We start from the raw sequence: 17994 nt of genomic DNA on the forward strand, positions 1-17994 counted from the left end.
GGCTACTCGACCAGCAAGGAGGGCTGGTCGACCAGCGGGGAGCGCCCGGCGGGCGGCCGAGGCATAGTACGTTCCGCTCGGGCATCCGGTCCAGCGATGCGGCGACCCCGTCGCATCCCCTACGGTTGCGGGCAGGAGCCGTGTTCCGACCCCCACTGCGGGGGACTCATCCGGGCGGCTCCGTCCCCTCACCCGCCCTGCTCTCCCCGCACCAACCGCCCGGACCGCATCGTCGCGCGACTCCGAGGTCCCTTCCCCAGGGGACCCGGTCTCCTCCGCGCGTCGTGGCGTCCGCCGCGCGCTTCGGGCACCCCTTCCCCGCTGCCCGAACGATCGGAAGACTCCCCATGGCCAGAGCCACTCCCCCCGGATCGCCCTCACCTCGAAGACTCCCCCGGCTCCTCGCCGTCGCGGCCGCCGTCGGCATCGCCGTCAGCGCGACGGTGATCCACGACGCCTCCTCCGCCACCGCCGCCACCACCGCCACCACCGCCACCACCGCGACCTTCGGGCCGGACGGCACGCACTACCCCTCGGACACCCCCGACATCCGCTCCGGGGTCGCCGGCGCCACCGTCGTCGACGTCGCGGCGTCCGGAGCCGCGATCCGCGGGGCGCTCGACGCCCTGACGAGGAGCCAGATCGCGGGCGGCGCCGTGATCCGGGTCGCCCCGGGGCACCTCGAGGACGTGTCGGCGCTCGACGGCTACACGAACAACGGCGGCACGAAGGTGCTGATCACGGCGCGGGACGGCTTCCGCTCGGTCACCGGCGGCGACTGGGCGCTCCGCGGCGTCACCGGCATCACACTGCTGCGCTTCGACATCGAGTCGCTCGATGTGAAGGGCGCGACGCACTCCTCGTTCGCCTGGCTCCGGGTCAGCGGGAACTGGGTCGGCCTCGCAGCATCGGCGGGGCTCCCCGTCCGCGACGTCGAGCTGATCGAGATCGTCGAGCCCGACTCGACGGTGCAGAGCGGCGACTCCGCGCAGATCAAGGCGTACGCGCCGAACGTGCTGCGCGATGTGCTGGTCGAGGGCGGCTACGTCGCGCCGTCCTACTACGTCGACGCCCAGTACGGAGGCTCCCGTGCCCCGCGGCCGCACACCGACAGCCTGCAGATCGAGGGCTCGGGAGTGACGGGTCAGGTCACCCTCCGCGACACGGTCGTCTTCGCCTCGAACAACAGCGCCGTCATCATCGGCGGCGTCCGCAACGTCGCCTTCGACGAGTCGCTGATCGTCGGCGGCGGCGCGGCCTCGCAGCGCTACCCCTTCCTCCGGGGCGGTGCCGGCTTCGCGGGAGCGCTGAACGGCCCGGGCAGCCTGAGCGCGATCCAGGGCTCGGGCGGCGGCAACGTCGACGCGGCCGATTCGACCTTCATCGGCTCGCTGCAGCCGAGCTGGGACGCCGTCACGAGCACCCGCACGAACCTCCCCGGCAAGACGGCACGCTCGGGCGGCTTCACCCTCGATCCGACGCTCAGCTCGCTGACCGCCGCCGACCTCGACGCGCTGAGCCCGCGGCCGACCACCGCCTACCTCACCGGTGTCTGGGACGACGTGCAGCTCTCGGGCGGGACGCCCACCGCTCCGAGGCCCACGACCCCGGCCTCGCCCGCCCCGGAACCGACGACGGCTCCGACCGCGGCTCCCACGGCGGCCCCTGCCGAGCCCGGAGCGCCCGTCGACGACACCGCCCCCGAGGTCGTCGTCACCTCGCCGGAGGCCGGTGACGTGCTCACCGGCACGGCCCTCGCGACCGTCACTGCGACCGACGACACCGGAGTGACCGGCGTGACGTTCCTCGTCGAGGGCGTCGAGATCGGCGACGCCGAGCAGACCGACGAGGACACCTGGTCGCTCGGCGGCGACACCACCGGCCTGCGCGGCACGGTCGCGCTCACCGCCCGGGCGACGGACGCGGCGGGCAACGTCTCGGAGAGCGAGCCGGTCACGGTGACGCTGCAGTAGGCGCATCGCGGCACTGACGGCGAGCTCTGCTCGCGGCAGCCCGACGACCGGCGGATCCTCCGTCGGCGTCGGGCTGTCGCTGGTTGAGGGACTGACATTCGACGGACAAACAGCACGATCTGTGCCACTTGCTTTCCGGTCGGCCGAGGCGGCCCATACGTTACCCAGCGTTGCTCAGACAGCGACGCGGGCCACCGACCCGCACCCCTCCTCCGGCGATTCCCGCCGCGAACGGACGGTGCGTGGCGGCGGCCGTCGCCGTCCCGCCCGGAGCGCATCGACGCGTACCTCCGGGGCTCCTCTCCTGTGCGAGGGCCCCGGTCCGTCGAGCGCCTCGGGGTCCCGGCCCCGCGGCACTCCGGGCGCGCTCCGTCACCCCGCCGCACCCACCGATCGAGAGACACCGCCATGTCCTGCACCACGCCCACCGCCCCGTCCGCACGCCGGACTTCGACCCTCCTCCGCGCCCTCGCGGTGACCGCCGCGGCGGGGATCGCCGTCACGGCCGCCTCGTTCCAGGTCGCTCCGGCCGCCTCCGCCGCCCCGGCGCCCGTCAGCGCCGTCAGCGCTCCCGTCGCCGGGGGCGCCTCGACCTTCGGCCCGGACGGCACGCACTACCCCTCGGACACCCCCGACATCCGCTCCGGTCTGTCCGGCCTCACCGTGGTCGACGTCGCCGCGTCCGGTTCGGCCGTCCGCGCCGCGCTCGACGCCCTCACGCCGGCGCAGATCGCGGCCGGTGCCGTCGTCCGCGTCGCGCCGGGACGCATCGACGACGTCTCGGCACTCGACGGCTACCGCAACAGCGGGCCGAAGAAAGTGCTGATCACGGCGCGCGACGGCTACCGGTCCGTCACCGGCGGCCGCTGGCAGCTCAAGGACGTCACAGGGATCACGCTGATGCGCTTCGACATCGGCTCGATCGACGTCAAGGGCGCGACGCACTCGTCGTTCGCCTGGCTGCAGATCGACGAGAACTGGGTCGGGCTCACCGGCTTCGCCGGAGTCCCCGTCCACGACGTCGAGCTGATCGAGGTCGTCCAGCCCGAGTCGCGGCTGAAGAGCGGCGACTCCGCGCAGATCAAGGCGTACGCGCCCGAGGATCTGAGCGGTGTGCTGCTCGAGGGCGACTACATCGCCCCGTCGTACTACCTCGACGCCCAGTACGGCGGCTCGCACCCGGCCCGCCCGCACACGGACAGCCTGCAGATCGAGGGCTCGGGGATCACCGGCCAGGTCACCGTCCGCGACTCCGTCGTCTTCAGCTCGAATAACAGCGCCGTCATCGTCGGGGGCGTGAAGAACGTCGCCTTCGACCACTCGTTCCTCGTGGCCGGCTCCGTGGCGGCCCAGCGCTACCCGTTCCTGAAGGGCGGCGCCGGCTTCCCGGGCGCCATCAACGGCCCGGGCAGTCTGAGCGCGATCCAGGGCGGCGGCGGCGGCAACGTCACGGCGACCGACTCGGACTTCATCGGCTCGCTCCAGCCCGTCTGGAACGCCGTCTCGAACACCCGCACGAACCTCTCCGGCAAGACCGCGCGGATGGGCTCCTTCCGCCTCGACTCCGCACTCGGCGCGACGACCGCCGCGACCCTCGACGCGAAGAGCCCCCGACCGACCCCGGCGTACCTCGCCGGCATCTGGGACCACGTCGGCACGACGGCCGTCGCTAAGCCTGCTGCGCCTGCTGCGCCGAAGACGCCCGTGACGCCCGCCCCCGCGGTGCCTGCACCGGCCGCGCCCGCCGCCGCCACCCCTGCGCCCACCGAGCCGGCGCCGACCACCCCCGTATCCGCCGAGCCGGCGCCCACCACCCCCGCGGCCACCAGGACCCTCCCCGCGCCCACCACCCCGGCCCCGTCGAACCGCACGAAGGCGCCCGTCGCCGACCGCACCGCTCCGGTCGTCGCGATCACCTCGCCGACCACCGGCGCCGTGCTCCGCGGGACCGCGACCGCCACCCTCACCGCCACCGACGACACCGCGGTGACCGGCGTGAAGCTCTTCCTCGGCAGCCGCGAGGTCGGCGACGCGACCAGCTCGGACGACGGCACCTGGTCGCTGACCACCGGCACGGCCGGCCTGCGCGGCACGTTCGCGCTGACCGCCCGGGCGACGGACGCCGCGGGCAACAGCACCGTCAGCGCGCCGGTGAGCGTCACCCTGCGCTAGACCCTGCTGTGAGCCCGACCGTCAGCGCCCCGCCTGCACCGCGTGCAGCGTGGCGTAGCGACCGGCGGCGGCGAGCAGCTGCTCGTGGCTGCCGGTCTCGACGATCCGCCCGCGCTCGAGCACCACGATGCGGTCCGCCGAGCGGATCGTCGACAGCCGGTGCGCGACGACGAGGGTGGTGCGGCCGCGCATCAGCCGCAGCAGTGCCTCCTTCACGGCGGCCTCGGACTCCGGGTCGAGCGCGCTCGTCGCCTCGTCGAGCAGCAGGACCCGCGGGTCGCGGACCAGCGCGCGGGCGATCGCGATCCGCTGGCGCTGGCCGCCCGACAGCCGGGCGCCGCGCTCCCCCACGATCGAGTCGAGGCCGTCGGGCAGCTCGCGCACGAACTCGAGGGCGTTCGCGTCGCGGAGGGCGGCGATGATCCGCTCCTCGCCGACGCCCGCCAGTCCGTAGGCCACGTTGTCGCGGATCGAGCCCTCGAAGAGCACCGACTCCTGCGGCACCACGGAGACCGAGCGGCGCCAGGTGCGCAGGTCGAGGGTCTCGGCGTCGACACCGTCGAGCAGGATGCGGCCGCTGGTCGGCCGGAGGAAGCCCAGCACCAGGTTGAGCATCGTCGACTTGCCCGAGCCCGACGAGCCGACGAAGGCGACCGTCCGCCCCGGCTCGATGTCGAGCGCGATGTCGCTCACCCCGACACTGCTCTCGCCGACGCTGTCCTCGCCGACACTGTCTTCGCCGACGCTGCCCTCGCCGTAGCGGTAGGTGACGTGCTCGAGCCGGATCCGCCCGCGCACCTCGCCCGCCGGCGCCTTGCCCTCGTTCGCCTCGAGGTCCGGGTCCTCGAGCAGCTCGCCGATCGAGCGCACCGACTCGGTGCCGCGAGCGACGACGGGCAGCAGCATCAGCAGGTTCGTCACCGCCCCGGTCAGCAGGGCGAAGTAGGAGCTGAGCAGCACGACCTGCCCGGGCGTGATCGGCAGCCGACCGCTGATCGACACCCAGGCCGCGAGCACCAGGCAGGCGATGCCGAGCAGCTGCAGGCTCACCCAGGAGAGGGAGGCGAAGCGGCCGTTCAGGAGGTCGAGGGTGTAGCCGGCCGAGCGGACGCCCTCCGCCCCCGCGGCGACGCGGTCGACCGCGGTCTGCTCGAGGCCGTGCGCGCGGGTGATCGGGATCAGGGTCGCCATCTCGCCGACCCGCGCCGAGAAGTGCTCCACCTCGCGGCGGAACCGCTCGTTGCTCCGGCGCGAGCGCTGCCCGAGGAAGGCCCGCAGCAGCACCGCGAGCGGGATGGCGCAGGCGTAGACCGGGAGGAACGCGGGGACCTCGACGGCGGTCATCACGATCGCGCCGATCGCGACCATCGTCGCCGAGAGCAGCGGATGCCCGACCTGCTGGAACATCGTCTCGATGTTCTCGACGTCGCGGACGACCTTGGTCTGCACGACCGACGAGCTCGCGCGCGAGTGGAAGCCGATCGAGAGGTTCTGCAGCCGCGCGGCGAGGGCGTTGCGGAGGTCCGTGCCGGTCTGCCGCACGGCGCTCATGTAGAGCCGGGTGTACATCACGTGGTTCGGGTAGTTCTGCAGCAGCGCGACCAGGGCGACGCCCGCCCAGAGCCACAGCGTCGACTCTGGACCGCCGGCGACGACCACGTCGACGATCGCGCCGGTGACCACGGGGAGCAGCCAGAGCGGCGTGTCCTTGAGGGCGAAGAAGAGGATCGCGGTCACGACCCGCGGCCGATAGCGGCCGAGCAGGCGCAGGGCGGAGCGCCCGGGGCGGCGGCGGTCGAGCACGAGCGGGGCCTGCGAGGCACGGGCTTCTCTCACGAGACGGTCGACTCCGATCCGGGGTTCCCGCGTCGCGGATGCGGCGGGGACGCGTTCGACGGTACCGGCGCGGGTGGTGGTGGGCAAGCGTTTTCCGGTCCCCTTCTGCCGGTCGAGCAGCTCCGGAGGGGCGTATCGAGACCCCCGTCGTCAGCAGTCGTGGCGTGCGGGCCCTGCTTCGGATGCGGGTGGATCTCGATACGCCCGCTCCGCGGGCTACTCGATCAGCAAAGACGCCCGCTCCGCGGGCTACTCGATCAGCAAAGAGCGCGCGGGCTGTCGGATCGGCGGGCCGACTGCGTCGCGGGGCCGTTCGCGCGGGCGATCCGGCGGGGCGGCGGGCGTCGGCGGTGCGGTCGCCTGCTCCTCCGACTGAGTCGGTGCGGCTGTGCGCGCACAGGCCGGCGCGGGTGTCGGCGACGCCGGAGGACGCGCCGGGAGCGTCGCGCTTGACGCGCGGAATCTCGGCACGTATTTTGGGGCAAACGCTTTCCCGAAACGTTTCAACGCGGTCTCGGGGTTCGAAACGATGATGTTCTCGAAAGGACGACGATGTTCCGCTCACACAGCACGCGCTACACCGCGGTGGCAGCCGTGGCCGCCGCCGCACTCGCGCTGACGGCCTGCTCCGGTGGAGGCTCCGGGGCCTCCGCCACCCTGGACCCCGACGAGGAGATCACCCTCGACTACACGTTCTGGGGCAACGACGACCGCGCCGCCCGGTACGACCAGGCGATCGCGCTCTTCGAGGAGGAGCACCCGAACATCACCATCAACTCGACCTTCACGGACTACCCCGGCTACTGGGAGAAGCGCCAGACCGAGGCGGCCGGCGGCGGGCTCCCCGACGTGATGCAGTTCGACTACACCTACCTGCGCCAGTACGGCGACAACGGCCTGCTCGGCGACCTCTCCGAGTACTTCGGCGGCGTGGTCGACGAGACCACCGTCTCCCCCGAGCTGCTCGCCACAGGCGAGCTCGACGGCGCGACCTACGCGATCCCCACCGGCTACAGCGCCTGGGCCGTCTTCCAGAACCAGGACCTCCTCGCCGCGAACGGCGTCGAGCCCTACGCCGGCGGCGGCAGCTGGGAGGACTACGCGGCCTACGTCGCCGACGTCACCGCGAAGACCGGCGGCGCCGTCTACGGCGGCACCGACTACACCGGCCGCATCCAGAACTTCGAGCTGCAGCTGCGCGCCGAGGGCAAGGAGCTGTTCACCGAGGACGGCGAGCTCGGCTTCACCGAGGACGACCTCGCCGCGTTCTGGGAGCAGGGCGACGAGATGCGCACCGAGACCGGCGTGCCGGCCGCGCGCCTCCAGGAGCTGCTGCCCAAGTCCGGCTTCGGCGCCGGCATCGCGACCAGCGAGATGAGCTGGAGCAACTTCCTCGGCGGCTACATCGGCGACAGCGGCGCCTCCGAGATCGTGATGACCGCTCCGCCGACCGCGGACGAGGGCAGCAAGGACCTCTACCAGAAGGTCGGCCTGATGCAGGCGATCTCCTCCGCCACCGAGCACCCGGAGGCCGCCGCGACCTTCCTCGACTTCCTGATCAACAGCCCCGAGGTGGGCGAGATCTTCGGCGCCACGCTGGGCATCCCCGCCTCCTCCGAGCAGCTCGCCGGCGCGAACCTCGAGGGCCCGGACAAGCAGGTCGCCGACTACCTCGACTCCGTCGCGGACCGTCTCGGCGAGGCCCCTGCCGCCCCGGTCGCCGGCTACGGCGCCATCGAGGCGAACTTCCTCGACCTCGGCACCAGCCTCGGCCTCGGCGCGGTGAGCGTCGACGAGGCGGTCCAGCAGTTCTTCGACGAGACCGACGTCACGCTGCAGAACTGATCTGTGCAGAACCGATCCGCGCGCGCTGACCCGCGCGCACTGATCCGCACGCACTGATCCGCCCCCCACTGATCCCCTTCATCCAGGCCAGGAAAGGCATCACATGACGACGACGTCGACTCCGAGCGGCACCGCCGCCGACGGTCGCGTCACGCCGATCGCCGACCGGACGAGCACCCCTCGTCCGGTCGGCCCTCAGGCGCGGCGACGCCCCAAGCGGGACACCCTGGCCGGCTACGTGTTCCTCTCGCCCTGGCTGATCGGCTTCGTCGGGCTCACGCTCGGCCCGATGCTGATGTCCCTCTACTTCGCCTTCACCGACTACAACCTGTTCCGCGCGCCGGAGTGGATCGGCACCGCGAACTTCGAGCGGCTGTTCGCCGACCCGAAGTTCCTCCAGTCGGTGCAGCTCACCCTCGCCTACGTCTTCGTCGGCACGCCGGTCAAGCTCGCCGCCGCCCTCGTCGTGGCGATGCTGCTCAACTACAGCGCGAAGGGCACCGGCTTCTTCCGCTCCGCCTTCTACGCGCCGTCGCTGATCGGCGCGAGCGTCAGCATCGCGATCGTCTGGCGCGCGATGTTCTCGACCGACGGACCCGTCGACTCGGGACTGCAGATCTTCGGCATCCAGATCGGCGGCTGGGTCGGCGTGCCCGCGCTGATCCTGCCGATGATGATCATCCTGGCCGTCTGGCAGTTCGGCGCCCCGATGGTGATCTTCCTGGCCGGCCTCAAGCAGGTCCCGGCCGAGCTCTACGAGGCCGCGATGGTCGACGGCGCGGGCCCGTGGCGGAAGTTCCGCAGCGTCACGCTGCCGATGCTCTCGCCGGTGATCTTCTTCAACCTGCTGCTCGAGATGATCAACGCCTTCCAGGTCTTCGCCTCGGCGTACATCATCGGCAACGGCACCGGTGGACCGGCCGGAGCAACCAACTTCTACACGGTCTACCTCTACACCCGCGCCTTCACGAACAATCAGATGGGCTACGCCTCGGCGATGGCCTGGGTCCTGCTCCTCTTCGTCGGCGTCCTCGCCTTCGTCCTCTTCAAGACCCAGAAGAGCTGGGTGCACTACTCGGGAGACACACGATGACGACCTTCGACACCACGCTCCCCTCGGCCGACACGCAGGTCCTGACTGAGCCGTCGCCCCGCCGCCGCTCGCGCCGCAAGCGCCCGAAGACCGCGACGCTGATCTGGATCGCGGCGATGATCGTCCTGACGGCGATCGTTCTCTACCCGCTGGTCTGGATGGGTGCCGCGGCCTTCAAGCCGAACAGCGAGTTCGGCGGGCAGACCTCGCTGCTGCCGCAGAACCCGACCCTCGACAACTTCGTCAAGGTGCTCGCCGGCGTCGGCGGCGTCCCGCTCTGGCGCTTCTTCCTCAACTCGACGATCCTCGCGGTCGGCTCGGTCATCGGCGTCGTGATCTCCTCGTCGATGGCGGCCTATGCCTTCGCGCGGCTCGACTTCCGCGGCCGCCCGCTCTACTTCGCGCTGATGATCGGCACGCTGCTGCTGCCGATGCACGTCCTGCTCATCCCGCAGTACACGATCTTCCGCACCCTCGGGATGATGGACACCTACTGGCCGCTGCTGATCGGCAAGTTCCTCGCGACGGAGGCGTTCTTCGTCTTCCTGATGGTGCAGTTCATCCGCAACCTGCCCCGCGAGCTCGACGAGGCCGCGCGGATCGACGGCGCCGGCCACCTGCGGATCTTCGGCTCGATCACGATCCCGCTGATCCGCCCCGCGCTGATCACCTCGTCGATCTTCGCCTTCATCTGGAGCTGGAACGACTTCCTCGGCCCGCTGCTCTACCTGAACACGCCCGACCAGCAGCCGCTGCCGCTCGCGCTGCGGGTCTACAACGACCAGACCTCGGCATCGGACTACGGCGCGACCATCGCGGTCTCGGTGCTCGCGCTGCTGCCGGTGCTGATCTTCTTCATCATCTTCCAGCGCTTCCTGGTCGACGGCGTCGCCACCCAGGGCCTGAAGGGATGAGCCGGGCGTCACGGGCCCATCGCACGTCACGGGCACAGCGCGAGGCGCGCGCCGCCGCCGCCGACGGCACTACGCTGCGCTGGCCGGGGGCCGCCAACAAGTTCGCGCTCTTCGCCGAGGTCCTCTACACGGGGCTCCTCGTGACGCTGCTCGCGCTGCCGCTCGTGACGCTGCCGCTCGCCCTCGCGGTCGGGGCGCGGCACCTGCGCCGCTTCGTGCTCGACGAGCCGTCTTCGCTCCGCACGGCGCTGGCGGAGGCGCGCGCCGGTTTCCTACGCTCGCTCCCCGTCGGCTTCGCGCTGCTCGCGGTGTCGGCCGTGCTCGGCCTCGACCTGGTGCTCGCCGCCGGCGGCGCTCTGCCCGGGGCGACCGCCGTCGCGGTGGTCTGCGGGGCGCTCCTCGCGGCGGCGCTGGTCGTCGTGCTCACGGCGGCCGCGCTGTGGCGGCCCGAGTCGCGCTGGCTGCCGCTGCTGCGCGAGGCGGCCGCCCTCGGCGCCCGCGATCTGCGAGGCTCGGGTGCACTCCTGGTGGCGCTGCTGCTCGCGGCCGTGGTCACCTGGCAGCTGGCACCCCTGGTCGTGCCGGCGCTCGGCTGCACGGTCTTCGCCGCGCTCGCCGTGCGGCTCTCGCGCACACCGGTCTGACGCACACCCCCTCGCGCACACTCCACTAGACGGCAGAAGGAACTCGGCACGGATGATCCACTACGGCGGCGACTACAACCCGGAGCAGTGGGACGAGAGCGTCTGGCCGGAGGACGCGCGGCGGATGCGCGAGGCCGGCGTCACCACCGTCAGCCTCGGGATCTTCGCCTGGGCGCGGATCCAGCCGGACGAGGACACCTTCGACTTCGACTGGCTCGACCGCGTGCTCGACCTGCTGCACGAGCACGGAATAGCGGTCGATCTCGCGACCGCGACCGCCTCGCCGCCGCCGTGGGCGACGACCGCGTACCCCGGCATCCTGCCGCAGGACGAGAACGGCGCGACCTACTGGCCGGGCAGCCGCCAGGCCTACCGCCCCACCTCGCCCGACTACCGCCGGCTCGCGGCCCGCCTGGTCACGGCGATCGCCGAGCGCTACCACGATCACCCGGCCGTGGTGCTCTGGCACGTCAACAACGAGTACGCCTGCCACCTGCACCACGACTACTCCGACGACGCGGCCGCCGCGTTCCGGGTCTGGCTGGAGCGGAAGTACGGCTCGATCGACGCGCTCAACCGGCGCTGGGGCACCTTCTTCTGGTCGCAGCGCTACGGCTCGTTCGCCGAGATCGTGCCGCCGCGGAAGGCCCCCTACAGCCACAATCCGGCGGGGCTGCTCGACTTCCGCCGCTTCACCTCGGACGCGCTGCTCGAGCTGTACACGATGGAGCGCGACATCCTCCGCGCGTCGGGTGCCACCCAGCCGATCACGACGAACTTCATGGGGGCGTTCCCGCCGCTCGACTACTGGAAGTGGGCCGCGGAGGTCGACGTCGTCAGCGACGACAACTACCTCGACCCGGCCGACCCGGAGTCGTTCCGCGGCGCCGCCTTCACCCGCGATCTGATGCGCTCGCTCAAGCCGGGCGTGCCGTGGCTGCTGATGGAGCAGGCGACGGCCGCGGTGAGCTGGCGGCCGTCGAACGTGCCGAAGGCGCCCGGGCAGCTGGCGGCGCTGTCGATGCAGGCCGTGGGCCGCGGGGCCGATGGCGTGCTCTTCTTCCAGTGGCGCCAGTCGCAGCGCGGGAGCGAGAAGTTCCACTCGGCGATGCTGCCCCAGGCCGGCGTCGAGACGCGGACCTGGCGCGAGGTGGTCGAGCTCGGGAGCACGCTCGGCGCGCTGCCCGACTTCTCGTCGACCGGCTCCGGCGCGCGCGTCGCCCTCGTGCTCGACTGGGAGAACTGGTGGGCGATCGGCAACCCCGACCACCCGGTCGTGCTCGATCTGCTCGAGCTCGTGCAGCGCTGGTACTCGGCGCTGCACCGGCAGAGCATCGCGGTCGACCTCGTGCTGCCGACCGCGGATCTCGCGGGCTACGACCTCGTCCTGCTCGCGCACTCCTACCTCCTGACCGAGGCGGCCGCGCGGAACCTCACCGCCTTCGTCGAGCGCGGCGGGCACCTGCTGGTCACCGCGTTCAGCGACCTGGTCGACGAGGACGACGCCTTCCGCGACGGCGGCTTCCAGGTGGGCCTGCGCGAGGTGCTCGGCACGGCGGTGGTCGAGTTCACCGGGGTGCCGGCGGGCGGCGCGATCACCGTCGACACCCCGTTCGGCTCGCTGCGCGGCGAGCTGCTCGCCGAGGAGCTCGCCGTGCTCGCGGCCCCCGATGACGCTGCCGGCGGCGACCGGCCGGTGGAGGTGCTCGCGCGCTACGCCTCGGGCCGGCTCGCCGGCTCCCCCGCCCTCACCTCCCGGCGCACCGGCGCGGGCACCGCCAGCCATCTCGCGACGATCCCGGACGACGAGGGCATGCTCCGGGTGACCCGGTGGGCCACCGAGCGAGCGGGCGTCGAACCCGTGCTGCGCACCCCGAGCGAGTGGGTCGAGGCGGCCCGGCGCGGCGACGTGCTGACGGTGATCAATCACGGGACGGACGCCGTCGACGTCGCGGTCCGGGGCACCGATCTCGTCAGCGGCGAGGCCGTCGAGTCCGTGCGCCTCGAGCAGTACGACTGGGTGCTCATCCGCGACGGCGGAGCGCAGGCATGAGCGGCGGGCCGGACAGCGGCAGGCTCGGGACAGCGGGCCGGATCACCCTCGACGCGACCGCGGTCCGCCGCGACGGCGCGGCGTGGTTCCCGGTGATGGGCGAGTACCACTTCAGCCGCGACAGGCCGGAGCGCTGGCCGCGCGAGCTGCGCGCGATGCGGGCCGGCGGGGTCGGCGTCGTCGCCACCTACCTGATCTGGATCCTGCACGAGGAGACCCGCGGCGACCGGCGCTTCAGCGGCCACCTCGACATCCGCCGCTTCGTCGAGGACGCGCGGGACGCGGGCCTCGAGGTGATGCTGCGGATCGGTCCGTGGGCGCACGGCGAGGCGCGCAACGGCGGCTTCCCGGATTGGCTGCAGGCCCTCCCCCTGGCGCTGCGGACGAACGATCCCAGCTACCTCGCGATCGTCGAGGACTGGTTCCGCGACGTCGCGGCCGAGCTCGCCGGTCTCTTCCGCGACGACGCGCATCCGGAGGCGCCGATCATCGGCATCCAGGTGGACAACGAGCTCTACGACCAGCGCGAGCACCTCGCCACGCTGCGCGAGCTCGCCGAGCGGGTCGGGATGGCCGCTCCGCTCTGGGTCGCCACCGGCTGGGGCGGGGCGCAGTTGCCGCTGGAGCGCGTCGCTCCGGTCTACGCGGGCTACTCGGACGCGTTCTGGGAGTCGGCCGACATCGGCTGGCCGCCCTACGCCCGCATGCACTTCGAGTTCAGCACAGTCCGCGACGACCTCTCTGTGGGGGCCGACGTGCGCGGCGAGCTGCCGGCGGAGGCGGAGGCGGGCGTGGAGGCTGAGGCGGTCGCGGTCGCGGTCGCGGTCGCGGAGGATCATCGCTACCCGTTCCTCACCTGCGAGCTGGGCGGTGGGATGACCACGGCCTACCACCGGCGGCCCCACGCCGATCCGGAGGACATCGCGGCGCTCGCGCTGACCAAGCTCGGCAGCGGCTCGGCCTGGCAGGGCTACTACCTCTACCACGGCACCACTCAGGTGACGGGCGAGCTGAGCGGCACGCAGGAGTCGCACGAGAGCGGCTACCCGAACGACATGCCGCGGAAGGACTACGACTTCGCGGCGCCGATCGGCGCGTCCGGCACCCTCCGGCCGCACTACCACCTGCTCCGGCGCCAGCACCTCTTCCTCGCGACCTGGGGCGGCGACCTGACGGGGCTCGGCGTGACGCTGCCGCCGCGGGGCGAGCCCGCGCTGCGCTGGGCGCTGCGCTCCGACGAGCGGAGCGGCTACGTCTTCGTCACGAATCACCAGCCGGCCGTGGCGGCGCTCCCGGACGTCGAGGACGCGCAGCTCTCCGTCGAGGTCGGCGGGCGGCGGGTGCTGCTGCCGTCGGTGCCGAGCACGATCCCGGCCGGCACCACCTTCTTCTGGCCGGTGCGCCGTCGCTACGGCTCGATCGCCGCGCTGAGTGCGACCGCGCAGCCGATCACCGAGATCGTGGACGGGGGGACGACGACCGTCTTCTTCGCGGCGATCCCCGGCATCCCGGTCGAGCTGGAGCTCGAGGGCGACGCCGAGGTGCGGGGCGCCTCCCGGATCGAGACGGCCGCCGGCCCGCGCTGGTTGCCGGACGCGGAGCCGGGGCCGGACTGCGTCGTGCGCGTCGGCGACACCGCGCTCGTGATCCTCGACGAGGCGACGTCGCTGCGGCTCTACGTCGCGACGCTCGACGGGCGCCGGACGGCGGTCGTCTTCGACGGCGGGCTCGCCCAGCACGGCGACGACGTGCTGCTCGAGCGCTGGACGGACGCGACGGAGGTGCTCGTCGTGCCCGCTGTCACCCAGGATCGGGTCGGCCCCTTCCAGCGCATCGTCCTGCCCGCCTGGCAGCCGTTCTCGCCGCTCGCGGTCTCGACCGTCCGCGCGGAGTCGACGCCGGCAACGGTGCGGACCGGCGGCTCGATGCAGCGGCTCTCGGCGCCGCGCGACGAGGACTTCGCCGGAGCGGCGGTCTTCGAGATCGCCGTGCCTGCCTCAGTGGCGGTCCCCGACGAGCGTGCCGTCGCCGGCGCCGCCGTGCTCGTCGTGGCCTGGACCGGCGACGTGCTCCGCGCCGAGATCGACGGGGTGCTCGTCGGCGATCAGTTCTGGCACGGCCGCGACTGGGAGCTCGACCTCGGGCCGTGGCGGTCGGCGCTCGAGCGCGCACCGCTCCGGCTGCTCGTGCTGCCCTGGGACGGCGAGGCGGACGTCTTCGTCGACGCCCGGGTCCGCGATCGGCGGCGGGCGGGCGCCGCGACGGTCGACTCCGCCCGGCTGCTCCGCACGGAGACCGTCGTGCTGGCCGGACGAGCCGGAGCCGCAGGAGCTGCAGGCGTTCCCTGCTGATCGAGTAGCCCGCGCAGCGGGCGTATCGAGATCCACCGTCGTCAGAACGGTGGCGGTGCGTCGACGAAGCGGGGCCCCGGCGGTGGGTCCGGCGGCCTGCCGGGCAGCGCGGGTGGCCGGTTGCTGATCCGCCGGCCGGTCGGGGTGGTCCAGACGACGGTCCCGTCATTGTCCTTGTCGTAGGTCCAGCGGTCGCCGTGCCGGAGGTGGTGGTGGCTGGTGCACAGCGAGACGAGGTTCTCGAGCGAGGTCTCGCCGCCGTTGTGCCATTCGGTCGTGTGGTCGGCCTCGCTGCGAGCGGCGGAGCGGGTGCAGCCCGCGAAGCGGCAGGTCTGATCGCGCAGCTGGAGGTGAAGGCGCATCCGCGCGGGCGGGAGGCGCTGCGTGCGGCCGACGGAGACGACGGCGCCGGTGTCCGGGTCGGTGAGCACGCGGGTGAACGAGGCGGCGGTGCGGATCAGCTCCCGCGCGACGTCGGCGGGGACGGGGCCGTAGCCGTCGAGCTCCGCGGGCTCGTCGTCGAGGTCCACGGCGGTGGACGCGGCGAGCGTGAGTCGGACCTCGGCGCGGATGCCGGGGACGAACGAGGGGTCGGGGCGGTCCTCGGCGTCCGGGGTCGTGCCGAGGATGTCGCCGTCGCAGAGCGGGTCGAGAGAGACGTTCGCGCGCAGCTGCGAGAGCGTGCGCTCGTCGCCGGCGTCCCGGAGGGAGCGGGCCATCCGGTCGGCGCGGTCGTACGCACCCAGCACGGCCGGGGCGGGCCCGTGCAGGCAGAGCGTGGCCATCCCGTCGACGTCCGGGGTGACCCAGACGGCGCGATCCTCGCGGGCGCGGACGTGCCGCTCGGCGAGGGGCTGCTCGTGCAGCTCCTCCCGCCAGCGCCGGAGGGCGCGGCGCAGCTGCGTGAGGGTCATCGAGGGCGCCGCTTCGGCGGCGCGCTCGTCGAGGGAGGCGCGGGAACCTTCCGGGAGGCTGCTCGCGGTGGCGCAGATCGCCTCGCCCTCCTCCCAGTGCAGGCGCGCCTGCGCGAGCAGCGCCCGAGTCAGCGGCAGATCCTCCATCAGCAGCCGCGCGTTCTCGAGACGGCGGGCGATCACCTGCTCCGGCAGGCCCTCCGCGACGGCGAGCTCGGCGCGGATCGAGCGCTCGACCAGGTCGCGCGTCTCGCTGCGGGACGCCCCGCGGGCGAACGCGTCCGGGTGGGAGAGGGCGGTGCGGTGGAAGTCGTAGAGGTCCTCGGCCTCGGTGAGGCGGCGCTGGGCGGCGGCGCGGGCGTTCGCGGCAGCGCGGTCGCCGAGTGCGCGCAGGTGCTCGAGCACCTCTTCCGTCGATCCGAACTCCGTCATACGAGTATTGAAGCAGGCACCACCGACACGAGGGCGGCCCTGCCTGCCGGAAGGGGAGAAGGCCCGCGAATCAGGACTGTGGAGGAGGCTGACTCCCGGAGGCACGGCGGCGGTGGGTCTCGATACGCCCTGCGGGCTACTCGACCAGCGGGGAGCGGGGCGCCCGGCGCTCGGCCGCTGCGGACTACTCGGCCGGCGGAAGGGAGGGCGGCTGCTCCGCCCGGTCGTAGCGGGCGCGGGCCGCCTGCACGGCGGGGAGCTGGTGCTCGGTCCAGCGGAGGAGGGCGTCGATGAGCTCGTTGAGGGTGTCGCCGACGGGCGAGATGCGGTACTCGACCGCGATCGGGCGGGTCGCGAGCACCATGCGGCTGATCATTCCGTTGCGCTCGAGCCGGCGCAGTGTCGCGGTGAGCGACTTCTGGCCGACCGCGGGGATCGCGCGCCGCAGCTCGTTGAAGCGCAGCGGCCGCTCGCAGAGTCGATCGAGCACGTGGAGCGACCACTTGTCGAGCAGCTCGTCGAGGAGCTCGCGATGCGGGGCGTCGACCTGGAGCAGCTCGGTGCCGGTCGGGGCGGTGTCGTCCATGCCACCTAGTCTCGTTGAAGTGCCCGCGGTGCACCAGGTAGACAGAGGGAACCACCATCCCGCATCGCACCGAGAGAAGACGCAGATGACCGTCACCACCTCCTCCCCCGAGGGCATGCTCCAGCCCGTGAACTACGACCACGTCTCCGTCGCCACCGGCTCGCGGCACGTGCACGTGGCGGGCCAGATCGCCCGCGACGCGGCGGGGAACCGGCTCGCGCCCGACGACCTCGCCGGGCAGGTCGCCCACGTGCTCCGCAACACTGGGCGCGGTCTCGCCGGAGTCGGCGCCACGTTCGACGACGTGGTCCGGCTGCGCTTCTTCCTCACCCGGTCGACACCGGAGATGTTCGCCGACTGGCTCGCTGGGATCGAGCAGGTGCGCGAGGAGCTCGGTCTGCCGGATCCGCTGCCGCCGCTGTCGGCGATCGGCGTCGATCTCCTCTTCGAACCGGACGTGCTGGTCGAGGTCGAGGCCTACGCCGTGCTCGACTGAGTCCGCGCCCGGGTGTGACACTTCCCCGCTGCGCGGACATGTCCCCGGTACCAGGCCGCGCACCGAGCGGGCTGCCTCACCGGAAGCGACACCATGACCCGCCAGCCCCGCCTCTTCGCCGCCCTCGCCCTCGCCGGCGGCCTCGCGCTCGCCTCGACCGGCTGCTCCAGCCAGGGCGCCCCGCAGACCGTGCCCGCCACCGCGCCCGCCACCGTCTCCGCGGTCTCCGTCGGCTCCGTCACCACCGACGGCACGACGATCCTCGCCCTGACCACGCTCGGTGACGACGTGTTCGTCCTCGGGCAGCGCGGCGACGAGATCCGCTCCGCCGCCTCCTTCGACGGCGGCGACCCCGACCTGAACTGGGAGAGCTTCGGGGCGCCCGCCGCCGTCGACGCCGCGGCCTTCACGGTCGTGAACCCCGGCAACTTCCCGGACGCGGCGCCCGGCGGCATCGCGACCGTCACCGGCCGGGCCGGCTCCGACATCACCGGGATCGACGTCGAGACCGGCGCAGGCGCGACGGTCGCCGCGACCCTCCAGGACGGATACTGGATCGCGGCCTGGGAGGGCGGCGACTTCGACGGCGGGGACACCCCCGACCCGAGCTTCACCGCCCACCTCGCCGACGGCGGCACCACGACCGTCTCCTTTGCCGACGCCACGAAGGAATGATCCTGTCTCC

The 17994-nt window shown here is 72.7% G+C and carries 13 protein-coding genes; 10 read left to right on the forward strand and 3 right to left on the reverse strand.

The genetic code is table 11. From position 1 onward, the window contains the following. Nucleotides 1–347: 347 nt before the first annotated feature. Nucleotides 348–1973, forward strand: a complete 1626-nt coding sequence (locus GSU72_RS09995; RefSeq protein ID WP_159984873.1) for an Ig-like domain-containing protein — start codon at nt 348–350, stop codon at nt 1971–1973. A gap of 408 nt (nt 1974–2381) precedes the next feature. Next, a complete protein-coding gene (locus GSU72_RS21825) occupies nt 2382–4145 on the forward strand; it encodes an Ig-like domain-containing protein (RefSeq protein WP_159984874.1) in 1764 nt (587 codons plus the stop codon). A gap of 21 nt (nt 4146–4166) precedes the next feature. Here the strand turns inward: GSU72_RS21825 and GSU72_RS10005 are convergent, their stop codons facing one another. Continuing rightward, nucleotides 4167–5981, reverse strand: a complete 1815-nt coding sequence (locus tag GSU72_RS10005) for an ABC transporter ATP-binding protein (RefSeq protein ID WP_159984875.1) — start codon at nt 5979–5981, stop codon at nt 4167–4169. A gap of 552 nt (nt 5982–6533) precedes the next feature. Here GSU72_RS10005 and GSU72_RS10010 point away from each other — a divergent pair. The 6 genes from GSU72_RS10010 to GSU72_RS10035 all read left to right on the forward strand — a co-directional run bounded on the left by GSU72_RS10010 (nt 6534) and on the right by GSU72_RS10035 (nt 14881). After that, nucleotides 6534–7826, forward strand: a complete 1293-nt coding sequence (locus tag GSU72_RS10010) for an extracellular solute-binding protein (protein WP_159984876.1) — start codon at nt 6534–6536, stop codon at nt 7824–7826. Between the two features lie 103 nt (nt 7827–7929). After that, nucleotides 7930–8919 (forward strand): sugar ABC transporter permease, encoded by a 990-nt coding sequence (locus GSU72_RS10015; protein ID WP_159984877.1) that lies wholly within the window; start codon nt 7930–7932, stop codon nt 8917–8919. Beyond that, nucleotides 8916–9833, forward strand: coding sequence for a carbohydrate ABC transporter permease (locus GSU72_RS10020; protein ID WP_159984878.1), 918 nt, complete (start codon nt 8916–8918; stop codon nt 9831–9833). Before GSU72_RS10015 ends, GSU72_RS10020 begins: the two co-directional genes overlap by 4 nt. Beyond that, nucleotides 9830–10477 (forward strand): hypothetical protein, encoded by a 648-nt coding sequence (locus tag GSU72_RS10025; RefSeq protein ID WP_159984879.1) that lies wholly within the window; start codon nt 9830–9832, stop codon nt 10475–10477. Before GSU72_RS10020 ends, GSU72_RS10025 begins: the two co-directional genes overlap by 4 nt. Nucleotides 10478–10529: 52 nt before the next feature. After that, nucleotides 10530–12530, forward strand: a complete 2001-nt coding sequence (locus GSU72_RS10030) for a beta-galactosidase (RefSeq protein ID WP_159984880.1) — start codon at nt 10530–10532, stop codon at nt 12528–12530. Next, a complete protein-coding gene (locus GSU72_RS10035) occupies nt 12527–14881 on the forward strand; it encodes a beta-galactosidase (RefSeq protein WP_159984881.1) in 2355 nt (784 codons plus the stop codon). Before GSU72_RS10030 ends, GSU72_RS10035 begins: the two co-directional genes overlap by 4 nt. A gap of 41 nt (nt 14882–14922) precedes the next feature. On the opposite strand, the gene GSU72_RS10040 is transcribed toward GSU72_RS10035, so the two are convergent. Together GSU72_RS10040 and GSU72_RS10045 are read right to left on the reverse strand one after the other, a co-directional pair. Next, nucleotides 14923–16227 (reverse strand): HNH endonuclease signature motif containing protein, encoded by a 1305-nt coding sequence (locus GSU72_RS10040; RefSeq protein WP_159984882.1) that lies wholly within the window; start codon nt 16225–16227, stop codon nt 14923–14925. A gap of 184 nt (nt 16228–16411) precedes the next feature. After that, a complete protein-coding gene (locus GSU72_RS10045; RefSeq protein WP_159984883.1) occupies nt 16412–16813 on the reverse strand; it encodes a helix-turn-helix domain-containing protein in 402 nt (133 codons plus the stop codon). Between the two features lie 85 nt (nt 16814–16898). Here GSU72_RS10045 and GSU72_RS10050 point away from each other — a divergent pair, with 85 nt between their 5' ends. Continuing rightward, nucleotides 16899–17309 (forward strand): Rid family hydrolase, encoded by a 411-nt coding sequence (locus GSU72_RS10050; RefSeq protein WP_159984884.1) that lies wholly within the window; start codon nt 16899–16901, stop codon nt 17307–17309. A 93-nt stretch (nt 17310–17402) separates the two neighbouring features. Beyond that, nucleotides 17403–17984, forward strand: coding sequence for a hypothetical protein (locus GSU72_RS10055; RefSeq protein WP_159984885.1), 582 nt, complete (start codon nt 17403–17405; stop codon nt 17982–17984). Nucleotides 17985–17994 lie beyond the last annotated feature (10 nt).

The sequence above is a fragment of the Rathayibacter sp. VKM Ac-2760 genome (genome assembly GCF_009834185.1).
Classification (GTDB): Bacteria; Actinomycetota; Actinomycetes; order Actinomycetales; family Microbacteriaceae; genus Rathayibacter.